Below are 21,191 nucleotides of genomic sequence, written 5' to 3'. Positions count from 1 at the left end.
TATAGATATATTTTTATATTAAGATAATATATTTTAAGGTTTTTTAAATTTAATTATGTAGAATTATAAATTGCATTTTATAAGGTAATTTATATAATCAATTTATCTTTTTTCACTTCTTGAATTGTATTTTTCAATATAAATTGAATATAATTTTTTAATTTAAAGTAAATTAGTTATTCAATATTACTGTATTTTATGTTACTAAACTGTTTTATAGCTTCGCAAAAATTGTATTCTTTAAAATTTTTAGTAGTTTTTTGTGTAATTTTAGAAATAACTTGTTCTTCTAGATCTATATTATTAAAATATCTTCTAACATGTTCGTTATTTTCATATAGCCAATTTAATTTTTCAATATGATTTTGTGATGTTGCCATTTGTGTGATAAGTGTTTTTATTGCATTTAAATTAGGTTTTAGAAAATTTTCTTTAATAAACTTTTGAATTAAGATTGCTGTAGCAACTTTTTTTTGTGATTGGAGAATTAAATTTTTTTGACAAGTAGTTTTAAAGATGTTTTTTTTGTTTTTTTTATATAATTTTTTGTTTTTCTGTTGCAAAAGTAAAAAATTTTCTTTTATTAATGTAGATGGAACATCTATGGGGTTAGATTTTAATAAATTTTTTATTATTTGTGATTTTATATATCTTTTAATTATTATTTGTGATTGATTTTTTAAAATGTTTTTGATTTTTTCGAGTTCTTTAGCAGTTAAGCACGAAATTTCTTTATTTTTTTCTTTTGCAAGTTTTTTTTGCAGTTCTTCAACTTTATTAATTATGACTTTTATTTCACATTTTTTTCCTGCTACTTTTTTTTCACAGTGATTTTTTAAAAAAGTTATATTAATTAAGAAAGATTCATTTGTTTTATGTTTAAGTAATTTTTTTTCAATTTGTGGTATTATGTCATTTGTTCCAATTATTGTTTGAAAATTGTATATATCGCATTTGTTCTCTTTATTTTTTGCGTTATTGATACAAGTTATTGTTACTTTATCATGTAATTTAATTGTTCGACTTACTTTTATCCAAACATTTTTATTTAAAATACTGTGTGCTATTTCCTGAATGTCTGTTTCAGTAATATTAATTTTAGGTATATCTATTGTAATTTGTTGAATATTGAGTATGAATTTTGGATATGTTTCAAATTCTACTGAAAAATTAAAATCTTTATTTCTTTCATATTTTTTTAAAATAAATGTAGGTGTTCCAGCTACGTGGATTTTTTCCTCTTTTATTTTATTTAAAAATAAATTTTTAATTAACTTTTTCAAAACTATTTGATGTATTTTTTCCCCATATTTATTTATCAAAATATATAACGGTATTTTTCCTTTTCTAAATCCATTCATATTTACTGTATTATTTAACGTAGTAAGTTCTAGTTGTATATGTTTTTGTATTTCGTTATTAGAAATAGAAAAATGAACAATTTTTAGCAAGTTTTTGTTTTTTTTAATTTTAGGTTCCATTTTTTTCCTTAAAATAATTTTCAAATAATAATATTTGTTATTATTAAGTATCGTATGATTTTAAATATTTGAATATTTGTTAATTTATATATTTTAAAAACTTTAAATATTTAATACATGTTCTATTTATAAATAAATTATATAATATCTATATTAGAAATATTTAAGAACGGATGATATGAATCGTAATAATTTCTTATTTTTATTAGAGTATTAACAATATATTGTTTTAAAACAATTTTTTTTAGAACAGATATTTTTTATTTAGAACTAAGTTTTAATTTGTGTTATTTTTTTCACATATAGGAGAAGTTAAACATTTTTTGAATTTATTTTTCCATTCATCAAGGGTATATGTATGTAATGCCAATCCATGAATTTTATATTTAGAAATATATGAAGATAATACATAATATATTTTTCGATGTCTGTTTAACAAATTATATTTTAGAAAATCGTTACTTACTACAATAATTTTAAAATGTGAATAGTTTTTATGAATAAGTGTATGTTTTTTGCTTTCATTAAAAACTTTAACAGTTTTTTCGTTAAATTTTGATTTTAATGAATTTTTTATTATTTCTGTAATCATATTTATGATGTAAGTTTAATTATATGTATTGCAAATATATATCAAATTAGTAAAAATATGAAAATATTTTATTCTTTTATTTGTATGTTAGATTTTTATATATTTATTAACATATATTGGTTGTTTTATAGAGCTATAATATAAAAATTTTTTTAAAATTATAAGATCTACATAGAACTTAAATTGAAGATATTGTTTTAGTGAAGAATAAATAATTTTAGAATATAATTAATTATTAGATTTTTGTCCATTTAAAAAAATGTGATCTAGACTATATACTATGTTTCTTAATTTTTGTATTTTGAAATTTTTATTAATTTATATAGAAAAATAGTTAATTAACTTATTTTTTATAGCATGAGATCTAATTTTTGAGGATATTAAATGTTTTTTTTAAAATGTCGTAAATTTATTTTAAGTTTTTTTTTAATAAATTTTATTTTATTTTTAACTGGATGTAACTGTGGATTTTTACATCCTAAAGGTTTTATTGCTGAAGAACAAAAATTTTTAATAATTATTGCATTTATAACTATGTTGTTTATTATAGTTCCTGTTTTTTTTATGACTTTTTTATTCTTTATAAAGTATAGAGAATCTAATTTAAATGTTCATTATAGACCTAATTGGTCACATTCTAGTGTTATTGAATTATTAATTTGGGGTTTTCCAGTAATTATAATTGTTTTTCTTTCTATATTATCATGGAAATCTACACATGATTTAGATCCTAGAAAACATATTGTTTCTGATTTTAGTCCTATAAAAATTAATGTAATTTCACTAGATTGGAAATGGTTATTTATTTATCCTAACGAAAAAATTGCTACTATAAATGAATTGGTATTTCCTATGAACACTCCAATTATATTCGAACTTACGTCTAATTCAGTAATGAATTCTTTTTTTATTCCTGCTTTAGGAAGTCAAATATATACTATGGCTGGTATGCATACTACATTAAATTTAATAGCTAATAAATTCGGAATCTATAAAGGAATATCAGCGAATTATAGTGGTAAAGGATTTTCTAATATGAAATTTAAAACTGTAGTCACACCTGATATTTCATCTTTTAAAAGATGGATAAATAAAGTGCAATGTTCGAAAAATTATTTAAATTCTATGTTGAGATTTAAAGAAATAGCAATTCCAAATGAAAATAGTATAATTCAATATTATTCAAATGTTAAAAAAGATTTATTTAATATTGTTATAAGAAATAATAAAAACATACATAAATAATTTTATTATATTGGTAATTATTTAAAATTGAAATATAAGGAGTAGTATTAATATGTTTGGAAGATTAAATTGGAGTGCTATTCCATTTGATGATCCTATTATTATGATAACATATTTTATGATCATTTTATGTGTGATATCTATTTCTATATTAATTACATATTTAAAAAAGTGGAGATATATATGGGACGAATGGTTTTGTTCTGTAGATCATAAAAAAATTGCAATTATGTATATTGTTCTTGCTTTTATTATGTTATTTCGTGGTTTTGTAGATGCTATTATGATGCGAGCTCAACAGGTATTAGCTTCTTTAAAAGGGGGAATAGGATTTTTGCCTGCACATCATTATGATCAAATATTTACCGCTCATGGAGTTATAATGATTTTTTTTGTAGCGATGCCTTTAGTCATTGGGATTATGAATTTAGTTGTACCATTACAAATTGGTGCTCGTGATGTTGCGTTTCCATTTCTTAATAATTTAAGTTTTTGGTTAACTGCTAGTGGTGCAATTTTAATAAATTTGTCTCTTGGAATTGGCGAATTTGCACGAACAGGGTGGCTAGGATATCCTCCTTTATCAGAATTGGAATTTAGTCCTGGAGTAGGAGTTGATTATTGGATATGGAGTTTACAGTTATCTGGTGTAGGAACTACTTTAACCGCTATTAACTTTTTAGTTACTATTTTAAAGATGCGAGCTCCTGGGATGCATTTATTTAGAATGCCTGTGTTTACATGGACGTCTCTTTGTACAAATATTTTAATACTTGCCTCTTTCCCTGTTTTAACAGTTAGTCTATTATTACTGACGTTAGATAGATATCTTGGATTTCATTTTTTCACTAATAGTTCTGGTGGAAATGTAATGATGTATGTTAATTTAATTTGGATTTGGGGTCATCCAGAAGTATATATTTTAATATTACCTGCTTTTGGAATTTTTTCTGAAGTAGTTTCTACTTTTTCTAGGAAAAAGTTGTTTGGATATACATCTTTAGTTTTGGCAACTATTTCAATTACTATTTTATCTTTTATCGTATGGCTACATCATTTTTTTACAATGGGTGCAGGAGCGAATGTTAATGCGTTTTTTGGCATAGCTACTATGATTATAGCAATACCTACAGGAGTAAAAATTTTTAATTGGTTGTTTACTATGTATAGAGGACGTATTCATATGCATTCTTCAATGTTGTGGACTATGGGATTTTTAATAACGTTTTCTATAGGTGGTATGTCTGGTGTTTTGTTGTCTTTACCAGCAATTGATTTTGTATTACATAACAGTTTGTTTTTAGTAGCACATTTTCATAATGTTATTATTGGAGGTGTAGTATTTGGTTGTTTTTCTGGAATAACTTATTGGTTTCCTAAGATGTTTGGATTTTCTTTATCTGAAACATGGGGAATAAGAGCTTTTTGGTTTTGGATCTCTGGATTTTTTTGTGCTTTTATGCCTTTATATGTTTTAGGATTTATGGGTATGACGCGTCGTCTTAGTCAAAATATAGATCCTCAGTTTCATTCTATGTTAGTTTTAGCTGCTTTTGGTACAGGATTAATTGCTATTGGGATTTTATGTCAAATTATTCAATTATTAGTATCTATTCGTGATCGAAATATTAATCGTGATATTACGGGAGACCCCTGGAATGGCAGAACGTTGGAATGGTCGATTCCTTCACCTCCTCCATCTTATAATTTTGCAGTTATACCTATAGTGCAATGTCGTGACTATTTTTGGAAATTAAAAACAGAAAAAAGAAGGGATAAAGTATTTTCGTGTATAGCATATTCTGATATTCATCTTCCAAATAAAACTAGTTTAGGTTTTTTGATTGGTCTTTTTTCTATAATACTTAGTTTTTCTTTAGTTTGGCATATTTTTTGGCTATGTATTGTATCATTGTTAGCAATATTATATTTATTGATTTCAAAAAGTTTTTGTATTGACCGCGGTTATATTATTTCTAAAAAACAAGTTGATAATATTGAACGTGAATATATTAATAATCTTAAACATTTAGGGTTTAAATAATTTTGAATAATATAATAGATGTACAGAAAAATATAGTTAAATTTAGTACTAGAATTTTAAATTCTAAAAAAGTATTTGGATTTTGGTTATATTTAATAAGCGATTGTATTATATTTGCTACGTTGTTTTCTGTTTATATTGTAATGGCTACTAATATAGTAGATAAAGTATATAGAAGAGAAATTTTTAATCTTCCTATAGTGATTTTAGAAAGTTTTTCTTTATTATTGAGTTCTTTTACTTATAGTTTTGTTATTTTAGAAATAAAAAAATATAAAAAAAATATAACTATATTTTGGCTTTTTATTACTTCTCTGTTGGGCTTAGTTTTTTTGATGTTGGAAATATTTGAATGTAACAATCTTGTTGGTCATGGATATAGCCCATCTAGAAATGGATTTTTATCATCTTTTTTTACACTTTTAATGGTTCATGGCATACATGTATTTTTCGCGATTTTATATGTTATAGTTATGATTGTACAAGTAGTAAAATTTGGTATTACGTATGAAGTATATATGAAAATTTTTTGTTTGAGTTTGTTTTGGCATTTTTTAGATATAATATGGGTTTTTATATTTTCTGTAGTTTATTTAATAGGGGAAATTTAATGAGTTTTTCATACTTTAAAACGTGTTTTTTTTTAAAAATAAGTATGTTTTCTATATTTTAATTTTTTTAATATTGTCTATTTTAACTATATTACCCTTTTTTATAGTTTTAGAAAAAATTTTTTCTCATTGGATTACTTTGGTTTTAATTTTTTTATGTTTAATTATTCAGATTTTAATTCATATTAGGTTGTTTTTTCATTTAGATTTTTCTTATGAACGAAAGTGGATTGTTATATCAATAATATTTTCTCTTTTAATTATTATTATTATTTTAATGGGAACATTTTGGGTTATGAACAATTTAAATCATAATATAGATATAATTTAATTATATGATAATGTCTTTTTTGGAAATTTTAAAACCAAGAATAGTTTTTGGAAATTTAATATCTTCTTTAGGAGGTTTTTTCTTGGCTTCAAAAGGAGATATTAGTTATAATTTATTATTTTTAAATTTAATAAGTATTTCATTAATTGTTAGTGCTTCTTGCATTTTTAACAATATTATTGATTATAAAATCGATAAGCATATGAATAGAACCAAAAAAAGAATTCTAGTTACTCATCCTTCTTTTTATAGTTTTTCGATATTTAGTGCAATATTTTTAGGAGTATTAGGATTGTTTTTATTCGGATTTTTTGTAAATTTATTATGTATGATACTTGCTTTTTGCGGATTTATGATATATGTTTTATTTTATAGTATTATTTTAAAAACAAGATCAATATATTCTACAATTGTTGGTAGTGTATCAGGTGCAATTCCTCCTGTATTAGGATATTGTTCGGTCGTCAATCATATAAATTTATGTTCTGTTAACTTGTTTTTAATTTTATTTTTTTGGCAAATTCCTCATTCTTATTCTATTTTTATAATGCATTTTAACGATTATAAAAATGCAAATATACCTGTATATCCTATTATAAAACCATTTTTTTTTACTAAACGTTGTGTTAATGTATTTATAATATTATTTTTAATTTCTATTTGCTTTTTCACAATTATAGGTTGTACTGGATATAAATTTCTCTTAATTTTATTATTTTTTTCTATAACATGGTTATATTTTTCTTGTAAGAAGTATAGGTATGATAAAAATAATATTTTATGGTCAAAAAATGTTTTTTATCACTCTATTTTTGTTATGTTGATATTAAATTTTATGATGTCAATTGATTTTGAATGTTAAAATAATTCAAAAACAACGAAATGGTTTAGGAATTCCTGCTATTTTGCTGGCTTGTTTATTTGGTCCTAAAGGAAACAATTTGAATAAATAACAACTTGTCATTTTTTTAAGTTTTTTTTTCTCTATTAATTTCATTAAAATTCTCATAGATGGGGTAATATTAAATTTCAAATAAAAATTTCGAATAATATATATTATTTCCCAATGGTCTTTTGTGATTTTTATAGATTCTTTTTTTGCAATTTCTTTTGCTATTTTTTTGTTCCAAAGGTGATTTTTTTCTAAATATGTATTCATTATTTATTTCTCTATGTTAGTGTTTTGTAATTATTTTAAAATAATTACAGAATAAAATGTTATATGAAGAATTGTTAATGTATATTTATATATATTCAATATATTTTAAATATTATAGCAAGAATTTTTCATTTATGATTAAAAAATTTCACATTCGCATTAAAGAATGGAGAATTATTTTAGGAATATGTATTATTTTTTCTCTTCGTTCGTTGGGAATGTTTATAATTTTTCCTGTTTTTAGTACTTATGGAATTTATTTAAAAGATAGTACAATTTTTTTAGTGGGTTTAGCAATGGGTGCATATGGTTTTTTTCAAGCTATATTTCAAATTCCTTATGGATGGTTGTCTGATAAAATAGGAAGAAAGTTCTCTATCATTTTAGGATTAGTATTTTTTTTAATTGGAAGTTTAATATGTTTAAATAGTAATTCAATTTTTGGAATGTTATTAGGACGTAGTTTACAAGGATCGGGTGCGATTTCTTCAGTGTGTATGGCTTTATTGTCTGATGTAATATCGAAAGAAAATCGCATAAAAGCTATGGGGTGTTTAGGAATCAGTTTTTGTATAAGTTTCGTATTGTCTGTAGTTCTTAGTCCTATTATGGTTCGTATGTTTGGATTGCATTTTTTATTTTTAATTACTTGTTTATGCTCTGTAGTATGTATTTTAGTAGCATTTTATGCTATTCCATATTTTAAGATAAAAAATAGTAATTTATGTGTAAAAACTGAATGCAAAAATATTTTAAATGTTTTAAAAAATCCTAATTTATTTAAATTAAATTTAAGTAATTTCTTTCTTCATTTTATTTTAATTTTATATTTTATAGTAGTTCCAATTCAATTAAGTTTTTATAGGTATGTATTAGATTTTTCTTGGATAATATATTTAGTTTCTATTGTAGTATCTTTTTTTATTGTATTTCCACTCATAAAATATATTCAAAATAATAGTTTTAGAAAAAATTTTATTTTTTCATTAATGATTTTTTTAGTTATATCTGATATTTTTTCTTTTTTTTTCAGATATTATATTTTTTTATTTTTTTTAAATTTGCAAATATTTTTTATAGCTTTTAGTTTTTTTGAAATAACTTTGCCTATTCTAGTTAGTAAAAATTCTCCTAAAAATTACAAAGGTACATCTATGGCTGTATATTCTATTAGTCAATTTTTAGGTTCTTCTATAGGAGGAATATTAGGAGGATTTTTTTTACATTATTTTAATAGTAATATTTTATTTCTATTTAAGTTTATTGTTGTTGTTTTTTGGTTTCTTATTAATATATTATGTTTTTAAATATAAAGTTTTATGTTTTAAGTAGATTTAAATAAATTTAAGATTTAAAACGTATAAAATTATTTTTTAATAATTATGTTTTATATTAAAGCTAAATTTATTATTTTAAAAATTTTTAAAATTGCATTTAAATATTTTTTTTTAAAGTATATATATTAATAAAATATTTTAATAATTTTTATTTTTAAATTTTAAATTTTTAAAAATGTTTTTATGTACAAATTAAAACGATTTCTTTTTATAAATATTTTTGTTTTTAATTGAATTTTTGGGAATTTATAATGGATTGGTTTAGATTTTTTAGTATTAAAAAGAATCGAATTAATAATTTCATGTCTAAATTATTAGATGATTTACCTTTTCAAGATTCTTTGTTATTAGACGCTATGAAATATGGAGTTTTATTAGGAGGTAAAAGAATTAGGTCTGTTTTAATGTATATTTTAGGAAAAAGTTTTCAAGTTAATACAAATATTATAGATGTTTTAGCATCTTCTGTTGAATTTATACATGCATATTCTTTAATACATGACGATTTACCTGCTTTAGATAATGATATTTTTAGAAGAGGATACGATTCATGTCACATAAAATTTGGAGAATCTACTGCTATATTAGCAGGGAATTCATTACAATGCTTGTCTTTTAATATTTTATCTCATTTAAATTCAAGTGAAATATCGGATAATAAGAAAATAAAAATGATTGCAGAATTATCGCATTTTTCTGGATATTCAGGTATTTGTATAGGTCAATTTTTTGATTTAGAATCAAAATACAAAAATTTTGAATTACATGAATTAGAAAAAATGTATTGGTATAAAACTGGATCATTAATTAGTGCTGCAGTTCGTTTAATTTTAATTTCTAGTAATGTATATAATAAGAATATTTTTTTAGGATTAGAAAAATATTCTAAAAATATTAGTTTAGCTTTTCAAATTAGAGATGATATTTTAGATTTTTTAAGTGATACTGAAAATATAATGGAATATGAAAACTGTAATAGAAACTTAAAAAGAAATACATTTCCATTGATAATAGGTTTAAAAAAATCGAAAGAAAAGTTAAAAGAATTATATAAAGATATATTAAAATCTTTGCAAATATTATCTTATGAACATATAAATGTAAAATTTTTAAAAAAATTAGCATATTATATAATTACACGGAATAAATAACTTTTAGAATGAGTTTCTAATGAGCTTTAATTATACAAAATATCCAATATTAAATTTAGCAAGTTCAGTAAAGGAATTAAAATTACTTCCTATCGATAAATTGCCTCAATTATGTTATGAACTGCGTCAATATTTATTAGAAACCATTAGCAAATCTAGCGGTGGTCATTTATCATCTAGTTTAGGAGTAGTGGAAATAACAGTAGCATTACATTATGTTTGTAATACTCCTTTTGATAATTTGATTTGGGATGTAGGACATCAATCTTATCCTCATAAAATTTTAACAGGAAGACGCAATGATATTGCTAGTATTCGTACAAGAAATGGAATACATTCTTTCCCATTCCGAAAAGAAAGTGAATATGATGTTTTAGGAGTAGGTCATGCTTCTACTTCGATTAGTGCAGGTGTAGGAATGGCTATCGCTGCAAAAAAAGAAAATAAAAATAGGCGTACTATTTGTGTTATTGGAGATGGTGCCATGACTTCTGGAATGGCATTTGAAGCTATCAATCATGCTGGATTTAGTGGAATACATTTATTAGTTATTTTAAATCATAATAGCATGTCTATTTCTAGAAATGTAGGTGCTTTAAATACGTATTTTTCTAAATTTTTTTTGAACTATAATTTAATAAAAAAATATAAAAATAAGGAGAATTTTTGTATTAAATCTGATTTTTTAAATAGTAACTCATTATATCAAAAAAAATATTTAAAAGATATAAGATCATCTAATACTTTCTTGAATGATTTAGGATTTAAATATTTCGGGCCGGTAGATGGGCATGATATATTTTTATTAATTGATATTATTAGTCGATTAAATACTCAAAAATATACTAATTTTTTACATTTAATAACTAAGAAAGGAAAAGGGTACTTACCTGCTGAGTTAAACCCTATAAAATGGCATTCTGTTCCTAAATTTGAAGTTTCTACGGGAAAAATGTTAATTAAAAAAAAATCTGTATTTACTTATTCTGAAATTTTTGGGAATTGGTTATGTTCTATAGCAAAAATAGATAAAAAATTAATAGGTATTACTCCAGCCATGAAAGAAGGATCAGGTATGGTACAATTTTCTAAGCTTTTTCCTGATCAATTTTTTGATGTTGCAATAGCAGAACAACATGCTGTAACATTTTCTGCTGGGCTAGCTATTAGTGGATATAAACCAGTACTTTCAATTTATTCTACTTTTCTTCAAAGAGCTTATGATCAAGTCATACATGATGTAGCGCTTCAAAAATTACCAGTTTTATTTGCAGTTGATCGCGGAGGAATAGTCGGTCATGATGGTGAAACTCATCAAGGTATGTTTGATTTAACTTATCTTAGGTGTATTCCAAACATCATTATTATGACTCCTAGTAATGAAAATGAATGTTTAAATATGTTATATACTGGTTATTGTTATAGAAAAGGTCCTAGCGTAGTAAGATATCCTAGAGGTAAAGGTATTGGAGTAATTTTGAAATCAATGAAACTAATTCCAATTGGTAAAGGAGTGTTAAAAAGAATAGGGAAAAAAATAGCTATTTTAAATTTCGGGCCATTATGTATTTTTGCAGAACAAGTAGCAAAAAATTTGAATTCTACTTTAGTTGATATGCGTTTTGTAAAGCCATTAGATATTAATTTAATTTTAAGTTTAACAAAAAATCATAGGTTTTTTGTCACTCTTGAAGAAGGTGTTATAGCAGGAGGTGCTGGAAGTAGTATTAATGAAGTATTTATGCAAAAAAAAATTACTCTTCCTATTTTGAATATTGGAATGCCAGATGTATTTATCCCTCAGGGAAATCAGTCAGAAATGCGTAGTGAATATAAATTGGATGCAGATGGTATTTTAGAAAAAATTTTATTTTGGTTAAATGAATGAAATTATTATTTTTCTTTTTTTTTCTTAGTAGTGTAGTATCTAATTTTTGCTGCAGCTTTGTCCAATACTCCATTTATAAATTTATGACTTTCTTCTGCTCCGAATCGTTTTGCTAATTCAATTCCTTCATTTATTGTTACTTTAAAAGGAATGTCATGTCTTTTTTCCAGTTCATAAAATGAAATTCTCAGTATAGCTTTTTCAATATGTCCTAGTTCATGTATAGTTCGTGATAGATAAGGAATCATTAAAGAATCTAAATATTTTTGATTATTAGTAATTTCTATAATTAATTCATGAAAATATATTTTATCAATATCTTGCAAATTGTCTCTTTCATAAAATTGATTTTCTATTTCATAGATATTATTTTTCGACAGTTGCCATGAGTATAATGCTTGTACGGCACATTCTCGTGCTTTTCTTCTAGCTTGAGGTTTCATATAGTAGAAATTTCCTTTTTTATTATTTAATATTTAATTTTCTAAAATTTTATTTTTTTGTAAGAATTAATTTTATATCATTTCCTATTTTAATAATACTTTTAAAAATAAATTTAGGAACAAAAGATAATTTTTTATAATTTTTTAATATAAATAAGGGTTTTGAATGATGTCCTAATAATTTTGGAGCTATATAAATTATTAATTCATTTACTAAATTTAGTCTTAAGAAAGATCCAGATAACGATGCTCCTGATTCTACTAATACTTTATTTATTTCTCTTTTTCCTAATATTTTTAAAAGATTTGGCAAATCAATTTTAGATGTCTTAGAGCTATGTATAATTATTTGTTCAACATTATTAGGCCAGTGATTATTATCAAGTTTTAGTCTAATTAGAAATATTTTTCCAGGTTCTTTAATTAATTTATGTGAAGGTTGTATGCGATTTTTTCTATCTATTATAACACGAATAGGTTGTTTTATATTTTTATTTAAACTATTTGAATATTTTTGTATTTTTTTAGTTCTTATAGTTAGTAATGCATTATCTGTAATGACAGATTTACTACTGCTAATTATAGCATCGCATTGTCTTCTATATTGTTGAACGTCTTGACGGGCTTTTTTCGAAGTGATCCATTTACTTAATCCATTACTTAGAGCTGTTCTTCCATCGATAGAACTAGCTAGTTTTAATTGAACCCAAGGCATTCCTGTGTGCATTCTTTTAAAAAATCCTTTATTTATATTTTTAGATTTGTGTGAGATAATTCCTATTTTTACTATAATTCCTTTTTTTTTAAGCCAACTTATTCCTTTTCCAGATACTTTTGGATTTGGATCTATTGTAGATATTATAATTTTATAGATGCCTGCTTGTATTAGTTTTATGCAACATGGAGGTGTTTTCCCAAAATGACTACAAGGTTCTAAAGTAACATATACTGTTGCTCCCTTAGCTTTCTCACCCGCTTGTTTTAAAGCATATATTTCAGCATGTGGATAACCAGATTTTTTATGCCATCCTTTTCCAATAATAACATTATTTTTTACTATAATACATCCTACATTAGGATTAGGAGAAGTAGTTAATATCCCTTTTTTAGCTAATTGAATTGCTTTGTTCATATAGAAAATATCATTCATATAGATTTTTTAAATATTTAAAATAATTTTTTTTGAAAATATAAAGAATTTTAAATATTTTAAGTTTAAAATTTATTTTTATGAAAAAAGTGATCATAACCAAATTTTGAAAAATATAGTTTTTTTTCATTGTAAAACAAATTATATCCATTTTTAATATGATTAATTTCTCCTATACAGTGATAAGGAATTTTTAGAGGATCAATGGAACTTTGTAATATTGGTATTTTTTCTTTAGGTACTGTGAAACATAGTTCATAATCTTCTCCTGAATTTATGGCAAATTTTAGCCAGGTTTTTTGTGTAAAATTTGTTTTTAGTGCTTGAGAAATTGGTAGTTTTTCTAAATTAATATTTGCTCCACATTTACTTAGTTCTAAAATTTTTTTTAAATCAGATAGTAATCCATCTGATAAGTCAATAGCAGAACTAGCGATGTTTCGTAATAATTGTCCATGTATAATTCTTGGAATAGGATGTAAATGTTTTTTAATTAGATGATTAAGATCTTTTTTCGAACTTTTTATTCCTTTTTTTAAAAGGAAGAGTCCAGCTGCACTATCTCCTAGAGTACCTGTAACATATATCAAATCTCCAATTTTTGCTCCTTTTCTTAATAAAGCTTGGTTTTTTGGAACAATTCCATAAACGCTTGCTGTGATACTAAGTGGTCCTCGGGTTGTATTTCCTCCAATTAATTTCATATTATAGTTATTGAGTGTTTTAAAAAAACTTTTGCTAAAGTTTTTTATCCAGTTTTCGTTATTATTTGAAAGAGTTAGAGATAGAGTTATCCATTTAGGTTGTGATCCTATTGCTGCGAGATCACTAAGATTTATAGCAATAATTTTGTATCCTAAATCAGAGGGATCTATATTCTTTAAAAAATGTGTTCCTTCTATTAAAGTATCAGTACTAATTGCAAGAATTTGATTTTTTGGAATTTTAATAAGTGCACAATCGTCGCCTATATCTTGAATAATGTTCGTATCATTTTTTTTTAGTGTTTCGCTAAAATATTTTTTAATTATTTCAAATTCGCTTAAGTTCATATGATTTTTTGAAAATTTATTTTTTAATTTTTACTTTTAATAATATTTTTTAAATATAATAATAATTATAAATGTTTAAATAATTATAGTTTGATATTTTAAATTTTACTAATAACATTAATCATTTCTAATACTGCTAAGGCTGATTCTGATCCTCTATTTCCTATTTTAGTTCCTGCACGTTCAATAGCTTGTTCGATATTATTAGCTAAAATAATTCCAAAAGAAATAGGAATTTTGTATTTAATATTTATGTTAAATATTTTATTATAGATTTCGCGTGATAGAAGTGAAAAATGCAAAGTCTTTCCTTTTATAATTGTTCCTAATGTAATAATAGCATGATATCGATTTTTTTGAGCGATTATTTCTGATACAATAGGTATTTCAAATGCTCCTGGAACATATATAATTGTTATGTTTTCATCTTGTACTTGTCCTATTCGTTGTAAAATATCCAGAGCACCATTTAGTAAATTTTTATTTATGAAGTAATTGAATCGACTTATTATTATAGCTATTTTTTTATCTTTTGATAGAGTGGTTTCTTTAATTATTTTCATATTTTATTTTTTAAATAAGTTTTATAAGTTTTTTAAAAATTTTGTTTTTATAATATTGTTTTATAACATATTAATGTTTTATTTTTAATATTAAAACAATTTTATTATGGAATAATTTTTCATACTTGATTATATCAATAATTAAATTATATATATATTAATATTTTTTTGTTTTTTGCAAATAAAGTTGCAAAGTATTTATAATATTACGATCTATTTTTTGAACAAAATTATTCATAATCTAAAATATAAGAAATTCTTTTTAAAATAATTATATATGTTATTTTTAAAAAATAAAATTTTAAATGTTTGGCAGAACGTTTAAGTATTTTTTCAAGTTTACAATATAAATTGTAGAAATTTATTAATAAAAATTTTTATATTACAGAAATTTTTAAAATTTTTATACTATATAAGTATTTTTTATATTTTTAATTTCTTAAGTTAAGTATTATTTTTAATTTTTGTAAATATATGTTTTTATTTGAATGAAAAATTTTAGGATTGGATTCTTGTATAAATATATATTGGAATTTTTAAGATTATTATAGATTTTAAATTTTTATTTTAAAAAAATTTTTAAAAAATAGTTGCATCTTTGTTATATTGGAGTTATAGTCTTAGATGTAGGACGCGGGGTGGAGCAGTTCGGTAGCTCGTCGGGCTCATAACCCGAAGGTCGTTGGTTCAAATCCAACTCCCGCAACCAGAGCAATTTTTATATTTTAAAAATATATTTATATTAATAATTTTTAATTTTATTTATTTTTTATATTTTCAATGAATGCATTCTTTTTTACATAATCCACTATGTCTTATAATTTTTTTTCTTATGGATTTTTTTAATATTTTTTTATCACTATATATTGTTAATTTTTTTTTTGCTCTAGTTATTGCGGTATAAATGATGTTTTTATTCAAGATTTTTATTTGAGTATTAGGAAGTATCAAAGTTAAATTTACAAATTCTGATCCCTGAGATTTATGTGCAGACATTGCCCAACTTGTTTGAAATTTTGGTAACAAATTGATGGGTATTGATCTTGTTTTTTTTTCTTCATTCAAAAAAAATGCTTGTAATTTTTTATTTTTTCCATACATGATTATTCCTATATCTCCATTATATAGTTTTAGCGTATAGTTATTTTTTAAAATCAATATAGGTTGTCCAAAGTATATCTTTTTTTTGTCTTCTAACAACACTGTATTTTTTATAAATTTTTGATGTTTCATTTCATATTCTAGTGCTAAATTTAATCCTTTTATCCCGAACGGACCGTTTTTTAATATACAAATCAATCTGTGATTATTGAATTCTAAAATTGTATCTAATGGTTTTTCTTTTTTTAAAATATTCCAATAATTTGTATAACTTTTAGTTAAATTTTTTATCATTTTTTCATAATTTTTATTAGTACTTAAAGGAAAAAAATTAATATCTTTGTATGCATTGGAAAATAGTTTTTTAAAATTATTAAATTTATCTTCTTTAATTTTTTGAGATATTTTATAAATGTTTGAAGAAATATTAAAACGATAATTTTTTTTTAAAACACATATTTTTTCATTAATATTTGAAAACTTGTCGTTTATACTTTTTCCGATATTTATATTATAAATTTTAAAAAAATTTATTTTTTTTATGGTTTTTTCCCCGTAGCCTTTGCAATAGTAACTATATATATCTTGTAAAATATTTCCACAATTTATGGAAGGTAATTGATTATGATCGCCTAAAAATATTATTTTAGTTTTTTTTGGTATATTATCAATTATTTTTTCCATTATAAATATGTCTATCATGGAAGATTCATCTATAACTAATATATCTATGTCTAAGAAATTGTTAAAATTTTTGTGGTTTTCTAAGTTGTTTCCTAACAAACGATGTAAGGTTATTGCAGGTTTTATTAAAATTTCATTATTTTTATAAAATTGTGTAAGCTTTAGTATAGATTTTTGAATAGATTTAGTTAATGCATACGCTGCTTTTCCTGTAGTAGCAGCTAATTGAATTTTTAACTTTTTAGGAAAAGATGCAATTTTTATTGCAGTTAATATTTTTGATACTATTGTAGTTTTCCCAGTTCCTGGATCTCCTATTATGAATGTTATTTTATTTATAATAGAAAAAATAATAGCAATTTTCTGTGAATTTTCTGTGTTACTAGATAATAATGGGGTTATTTTCTTTTTAATTTCTACTAATTTTTTAAACTCAAAATTTTGAGGTGTGGATATAAAATTAAAAATTTTTTTTTCTGCTATCCACATTTTTAAAAAATATATTTTTTGATCGATAATAACTAATGGTGTGAGATGTGATCCATTACTGCTAATTTTATTTTTTGACATTTGTAATAGCAAATTTTTTAAAATCTTTGTCATCTTCGAAATTTCTTTAATTAATTTTGTATTTTTTATTTCATATAATTTTTCTGGATTTTTGAGGACTGAAATAGGAAGACAAGTATGACCCATTCGTATAAAACAGCTAATGTAAGTAATTAATAATATTGTTTGAGATGATTGATGACCAGCAATTGAAAGAGAGAAATATAAATCTGACTGATTAATTATTTTTTTTTCGATACATTTTGTAAGAAATGATATAATTTTCATATTTTTTATTTAATTTCTAAAAGATATTATTTAATTTTTGTATGGTAGTTAGATTAGGTATGGTAAAAAATATTCCAGAATTTTGGTTTTTATTATCTATAGCTCTCAAAAATAAAATATAAATTCCTCCGAAATGTTTATGAAAAGAATAATTTTTAATACGTTGCATTAAATATTTGTGCAAAGCAATACTATATAATTGATATTGTAAATCATAATAATTTCTTTTGATTGAACGTTTTATTTTTTCTTCAGTATAATCAGATTTTTTATGACCAAGATGAGTTGATTTATAATCGATTAAATAATATTTTGTTTTCCATTTGAACACTAAATCTATAGATCCATTTAAAATTCCTTTTATAGGATTGATTGATATTTTATATGGCGATTGTAAAGATATATTTGATAAATTTATAATTTTATTTATTTTTTTTTCTGTAAGTTTATTTTTTATCGATAAAAAAAAGTTTAGCTCTTTTACATAATTTTTTGGATTTAATTGAGATAGTGAAAGATTATTTTTGTTTAATGATGCATTTAGGATTGTGTAAATCCAATTTTTTAATGGTTTAGATAATTTTTTGTCAAATTTATGTTGTTTAAGTTTCTGTAATATCCACTGTGTATGTATATTTTCGTGAAAATTTATTTCTTTGAAAATTTCGTGCATAAATATTCCAAAAATTTTACCTTTTGGAAAATTATATGGTGTAGTAATTTCTGTTATATTTTTATGTTTTTTTTGGATGTCTATATTAGAAAAAATAGAATCATAATTTTTTCTGAATAATTTTTGATTATTGTATTTCTTTTTTAATTGAGAATAACTTGTAATGTTACAGTTATATTCTAATATTCTAGTAAACTTTTTATTTTTAGGTTTTGTGTATTTTTTTTGAATTTTTACGTGTGAATTATGAAAATTAGGTAACTGGCAAGTAACTTCTATATTTTTATTATTGTAATGTATTTTTGAAAGAATTTCGTATAAATTATCGTCATAGTTTTTTCTTTTTAATTTAATAATGTAGTCTAAAGCATTTTTATAGGAATTTAAATAATAATTTTTAGTTGTTTTTCGTTCATTCTTTATGAGTGCAATACCGATGCAACAATGAACAATTGCTCTTGTTAATGCAACATACAGTAATCGCATATTTTTTGATAGTTCTTTTCTTTCTTCAATAATATATGATTTATTATTATTATTGATTCTCAAAGTATTTTTTTCATATTTCTTAGAAATAATAAAAAAAGGAATTAATACTATTGGATATTCAAGTCCTTTAGATTTATGAATTGTAACAATTTTTATTTGGTTTTTATCATGGTTTAATGGAATATAATCTGTATCAGGAATGTCATTTTTTTCTTTTATTTTTCTTTTAAACCATAAAATTAAAAGATGTTTTTTTTTTATTTTTTCAAATCTTATTTCCAGTAATTCTCCAATGTATAAAATTTTTTTAAGATTTGGACTATTTTCTGTAAAAAAGTTATTTTTTTCTTTTGTTTTAAATTTTATTATAATTTCACGAATTACACATATGATTCCAAATTTATTCCAAATTAATAAATAATTATTAAAAATATTTATTAAATTTGACCAAAATACGTGTTTTTTTGTAATAGAATCAATATCTTCAAAGCTTTTATTTATAATATTAGTCGATATAGCTTTTTTAAGTGTGTACTCATTTGTAGGGTTTAGAATAGCTTGAAATATCCACAGTAATTCCAATGCATCATGGCTATGAAAAACACTTTCTCTTTTTGAAAAATATTCTGACGGAATATTTACTTTATTTAAGGCATTTTGCATAACATATGCTTCTCTTTTATTATTTACTAGTATACAAATATCTTTTAGAGATATATTTTTTCTGTTTTTGTTTTTTTGAATTACAGCATTTCCGTTTTTTCCTTCATTTATCCAGAGTGAAATATAGTTTCTAAAAACATTTATGATCCAATTTATATAGTCGTTTTGTGTTATTTTTATGTCTTTATTAAGGAAAAAACGCATAGCTGGCTGAATTTTTTTGTTTACTTTAAATATTATTTTTTTTTCTTTATAGATTGATTTTGTTGAAATAAATTTTATATCAGGGGATAAAAAAGGATTTTTAGATCTTGAAAACAATAGATTTACGCTGTCTACCATTTCTTTTGAAGATCGCCAGTTAATTTTGAGTTGGTATAGTTGTTTGATGTTTTTTTTAATTTTTATATATGATGAAATGTTGGCTCCTTGAAATTCATAAATAGCTTGTTTGGGATCTCCTATTAGAATAAATAAATCTTTTTCTAGTGCATAAATTTTTTCAAATATTTTATATTGTTGATAGTTTGTATCTTGAAATTCATCGATTAATAATACAGGATATTTTTTTTTAATGATTTTTGAAATATTTTCATTTTTTTTATATAAAGCTTGATAAAGAAATTGAATTAAATCTTCAAATTCAAAAGTTCCTTGTATTTTTTTTTCTTTATTAAATTTTTTTTTTATGTGTAATATTGACTCTATAAGAAATGAAGATTTTAATGAAAATTTTGTTTTGAGAAAATTTTCTGTAATTTGAAATATTTTATTCTGAGGTTTTTCTCCATTAGGAGTTTTTTTCGTCAAGTAACTATTTTGAAAATATTTTAGTTCTTTAGGAAAATCAAAATTTTTTGTTTCTTCCATAGTCCATTTTTTAATGATATTCATCCATCTAGATAAGTTGGATTTGTTATAGCTACGTTTATTTATATCAGAATTTTTAATTGATTGAAATATTTGTTTATAGTTGTCTATCCATTGTTTTTTAAAATTTTTTATGTTTTTAACTAATATTTCATATAGTTGAACAATGTTTGGTTTTTTTGATAGTTCTTTTTTTCTTGAATTATAATTTGAGAGAAATGGATAAATATTTTTTAATAGTGTATTAGGATTTTTAAAGTATTTAATAATAATTTGTAAAATATTTTTTGGCATTCTTGAAAAATATTCATTCCAAAATTCATTACTAAATTTGAGATATAGAGAATATTCGTTTTTTATTATTTTATTTTGAAAAAATATATTAGAACAAAATTTATTAATGTTTAATGATTTATAACAAAATTCGTGTATTGTATAAACTGCTAGTTCATTGATTGATTGTTCTGCTTGAGTTAATATGAAGATAGCTTTTTCTGGATTTTTAATTTTTTTTAATAAGTCTTTAAAAATGATAGTGTTATTATTTTCTTTTTTTTCACATATTTTTTTAAAATGTTTAATGTATTTTTTTATTCTAGTTTTTATTTCTAATTTTGAATGTTCTGTAAATGTTACTACTAAAATTTCTTGAATTAGTAATTTTTTGCATATTTTATTATTTTCTCTTAATCCTAATATTAGTCTAAGATATAATATAACTAAAGAAAATGTTTTTCCTGTCCCTGCTGATGCTTCAATTAAAATTTTACCAGATAAAGGTAAATTGATAATGTCTAAATTAGATATTTTTTGTGTTTTTTTCATTG

General features: G+C 22.6%; 16 protein-coding genes and 1 tRNA gene. 8 read left to right on the top strand and 9 right to left on the bottom strand.

The genetic code is table 11. From position 1 onward, the window contains the following. Positions 1-176: 176 nt before the first annotated feature. Both tig and U0T64_02160 read right to left on the bottom strand, forming a co-directional pair. On the bottom strand, positions 177-1,481 hold the full coding sequence (gene tig / locus U0T64_02165) for a trigger factor (GenBank protein XBC41162.1): 1,305 nt from the start codon (positions 1,479-1,481) through the stop codon (positions 177-179). A 277-nt stretch (positions 1,482-1,758) separates the two neighbouring features. Continuing rightward, positions 1,759-2,073, bottom strand: a complete 315-nt coding sequence (locus tag U0T64_02160; protein ID XBC41161.1) for a BolA/IbaG family iron-sulfur metabolism protein — start codon at positions 2,071-2,073, stop codon at positions 1,759-1,761. A 384-nt stretch (positions 2,074-2,457) separates the two neighbouring features. Here U0T64_02160 and cyoA point away from each other — a divergent pair, with 384 nt between their 5' ends. The 4 genes from cyoA (at position 2,458) to cyoE (ending at position 7,166) form a co-directional block, all read left to right on the top strand. Further along, entirely contained in the window at positions 2,458-3,318 is an 861-nt protein-coding gene (cyoA, locus tag U0T64_02155; GenBank protein XBC41160.1) for a ubiquinol oxidase subunit II, read from the top strand. 52 nt (positions 3,319-3,370) lie between these two features. Next, a complete protein-coding gene (cyoB, locus tag U0T64_02150) occupies positions 3,371-5,362 on the top strand; it encodes a cytochrome o ubiquinol oxidase subunit I (protein ID XBC41159.1) in 1,992 nt (663 codons plus the stop codon). Between the two features lie 2 nt (positions 5,363-5,364). Then, a complete protein-coding gene (locus U0T64_02145; GenBank protein XBC41158.1) occupies positions 5,365-5,973 on the top strand; it encodes a cytochrome c oxidase subunit 3 in 609 nt (202 codons plus the stop codon). Positions 5,974-6,323: 350 nt separating this feature from the next. Beyond that, complete coding sequence (cyoE, locus tag U0T64_02140) at positions 6,324-7,166, top strand: heme o synthase (protein XBC41157.1); 843 nt, start codon at positions 6,324-6,326, stop codon at positions 7,164-7,166. A gap of 6 nt (positions 7,167-7,172) precedes the next feature. On the opposite strand, the gene U0T64_02135 is transcribed toward cyoE, so the two are convergent. Further along, positions 7,173-7,463 carry a TusE/DsrC/DsvC family sulfur relay protein gene (locus U0T64_02135; GenBank protein XBC41156.1) on the bottom strand — a complete coding sequence of 97 codons (291 nt, stop codon included), beginning with the start codon at positions 7,461-7,463 and terminating at the stop codon, positions 7,173-7,175. A gap of 134 nt (positions 7,464-7,597) precedes the next feature. On the opposite strand from U0T64_02135, the gene U0T64_02130 reads away from it, so the two are divergent. The 3 genes from U0T64_02130 to dxs all read left to right on the top strand — a co-directional run bounded on the left by U0T64_02130 (position 7,598) and on the right by dxs (position 11,839). Beyond that, positions 7,598-8,770, top strand: a complete 1,173-nt coding sequence (locus U0T64_02130; protein ID XBC41155.1) for an MFS transporter — start codon at positions 7,598-7,600, stop codon at positions 8,768-8,770. 281 nt (positions 8,771-9,051) lie between these two features. Next, a complete protein-coding gene (locus U0T64_02125) occupies positions 9,052-9,951 on the top strand; it encodes a polyprenyl synthetase family protein (GenBank protein ID XBC41154.1) in 900 nt (299 codons plus the stop codon). A 19-nt stretch (positions 9,952-9,970) separates the two neighbouring features. Next, complete coding sequence (dxs, locus tag U0T64_02120; GenBank protein XBC41153.1) at positions 9,971-11,839, top strand: 1-deoxy-D-xylulose-5-phosphate synthase; 1,869 nt, start codon at positions 9,971-9,973, stop codon at positions 11,837-11,839. 5 nt (positions 11,840-11,844) lie between these two features. On the opposite strand, the gene nusB is transcribed toward dxs, so the two are convergent. The 4 genes from nusB to ribE form a co-directional block, all read right to left on the bottom strand. Next, entirely contained in the window at positions 11,845-12,282 is a 438-nt protein-coding gene (gene nusB / locus U0T64_02115) for a transcription antitermination factor NusB (GenBank protein ID XBC41152.1), read from the bottom strand. A gap of 49 nt (positions 12,283-12,331) precedes the next feature. Beyond that, a complete protein-coding gene (gene ribD / locus U0T64_02110; GenBank protein ID XBC41151.1) occupies positions 12,332-13,432 on the bottom strand; it encodes a bifunctional diaminohydroxyphosphoribosylaminopyrimidine deaminase/5-amino-6-(5-phosphoribosylamino)uracil reductase RibD in 1,101 nt (366 codons plus the stop codon). Positions 13,433-13,497: 65 nt separating this feature from the next. After that, positions 13,498-14,484 (bottom strand): thiamine-phosphate kinase, encoded by a 987-nt coding sequence (gene thiL, locus U0T64_02105; GenBank protein XBC41150.1) that lies wholly within the window; start codon positions 14,482-14,484, stop codon positions 13,498-13,500. A 98-nt stretch (positions 14,485-14,582) separates the two neighbouring features. Beyond that, positions 14,583-15,047: a 6,7-dimethyl-8-ribityllumazine synthase gene (gene ribE / locus U0T64_02100; protein XBC41149.1), complete on the bottom strand. Its 465-nt coding sequence runs from the start codon at positions 15,045-15,047 to the stop codon at positions 14,583-14,585. A gap of 632 nt (positions 15,048-15,679) precedes the next feature. Between ribE and U0T64_02095 the strand changes: the two genes are divergently transcribed. Continuing rightward, positions 15,680-15,756 (top strand) — tRNA-Met (locus U0T64_02095). Between the two features lie 68 nt (positions 15,757-15,824). Here U0T64_02095 and recD read toward each other — a convergent pair. Both recD and recB read right to left on the bottom strand, forming a co-directional pair. Beyond that, entirely contained in the window at positions 15,825-17,669 is a 1,845-nt protein-coding gene (recD, locus tag U0T64_02090) for an exodeoxyribonuclease V subunit alpha (GenBank protein XBC41148.1), read from the bottom strand. A gap of 16 nt (positions 17,670-17,685) precedes the next feature. Next, complete coding sequence (recB, locus tag U0T64_02085; GenBank protein XBC41147.1) at positions 17,686-21,189, bottom strand: exodeoxyribonuclease V subunit beta; 3,504 nt, start codon at positions 21,187-21,189, stop codon at positions 17,686-17,688. Positions 21,190-21,191: the final 2 nt, after the last annotated feature.

The sequence above is a fragment of the Buchnera aphidicola (Nurudea yanoniella) genome (genome assembly GCA_039829995.1).
Taxonomy (GTDB): Bacteria; Pseudomonadota; Gammaproteobacteria; order Enterobacterales; family Enterobacteriaceae; genus Buchnera_B; species Buchnera_B aphidicola_AV.
Note: the sequence above shows the minus strand (reverse complement) of the source record. Positions and strands in the feature narration are given on the sequence as shown.

Bases quoted from the DNA above. Each gene is read 5' to 3' on its own strand.
- ribE (XBC41149.1), bottom strand. From the start codon at position 15,047: ATGAAAATAATTAAAGAAACCACTCTATCAAAAGATAAAAAAATAGCT.
- thiL (XBC41150.1), bottom strand. From the start codon at position 14,484: ATGAACTTAAGCGAATTTGAAATAATTAAAAAATATTTTAGCGAAACA.
- U0T64_02125 (XBC41154.1), top strand. From the start codon at position 9,052: ATGGATTGGTTTAGATTTTTTAGTATTAAAAAGAATCGAATTAATAAT.
- dxs (XBC41153.1), top strand. From the start codon at position 9,971: ATGAGCTTTAATTATACAAAATATCCAATATTAAATTTAGCAAGTTCA.
- recB (XBC41147.1), bottom strand. From the start codon at position 21,189: ATGAAAAAAACACAAAAAATATCTAATTTAGACATTATCAATTTACCT.
- U0T64_02135 (XBC41156.1), bottom strand. From the start codon at position 7,463: ATGAATACATATTTAGAAAAAAATCACCTTTGGAACAAAAAAATAGCA.
- U0T64_02130 (XBC41155.1), top strand. From the start codon at position 7,598: ATGATTAAAAAATTTCACATTCGCATTAAAGAATGGAGAATTATTTTA.
- ribD (XBC41151.1), bottom strand. From the start codon at position 13,432: ATGAATGATATTTTCTATATGAACAAAGCAATTCAATTAGCTAAAAAA.
- tig (XBC41162.1), bottom strand. From the start codon at position 1,481: ATGGAACCTAAAATTAAAAAAAACAAAAACTTGCTAAAAATTGTTCAT.
- recD (XBC41148.1), bottom strand. From the start codon at position 17,669: ATGAAAATTATATCATTTCTTACAAAATGTATCGAAAAAAAAATAATT.
- cyoA (XBC41160.1), top strand. From the start codon at position 2,458: ATGTTTTTTTTAAAATGTCGTAAATTTATTTTAAGTTTTTTTTTAATA.
- nusB (XBC41152.1), bottom strand. From the start codon at position 12,282: ATGAAACCTCAAGCTAGAAGAAAAGCACGAGAATGTGCCGTACAAGCA.
- U0T64_02160 (XBC41161.1), bottom strand. From the start codon at position 2,073: ATGATTACAGAAATAATAAAAAATTCATTAAAATCAAAATTTAACGAA.
- cyoB (XBC41159.1), top strand. From the start codon at position 3,371: ATGTTTGGAAGATTAAATTGGAGTGCTATTCCATTTGATGATCCTATT.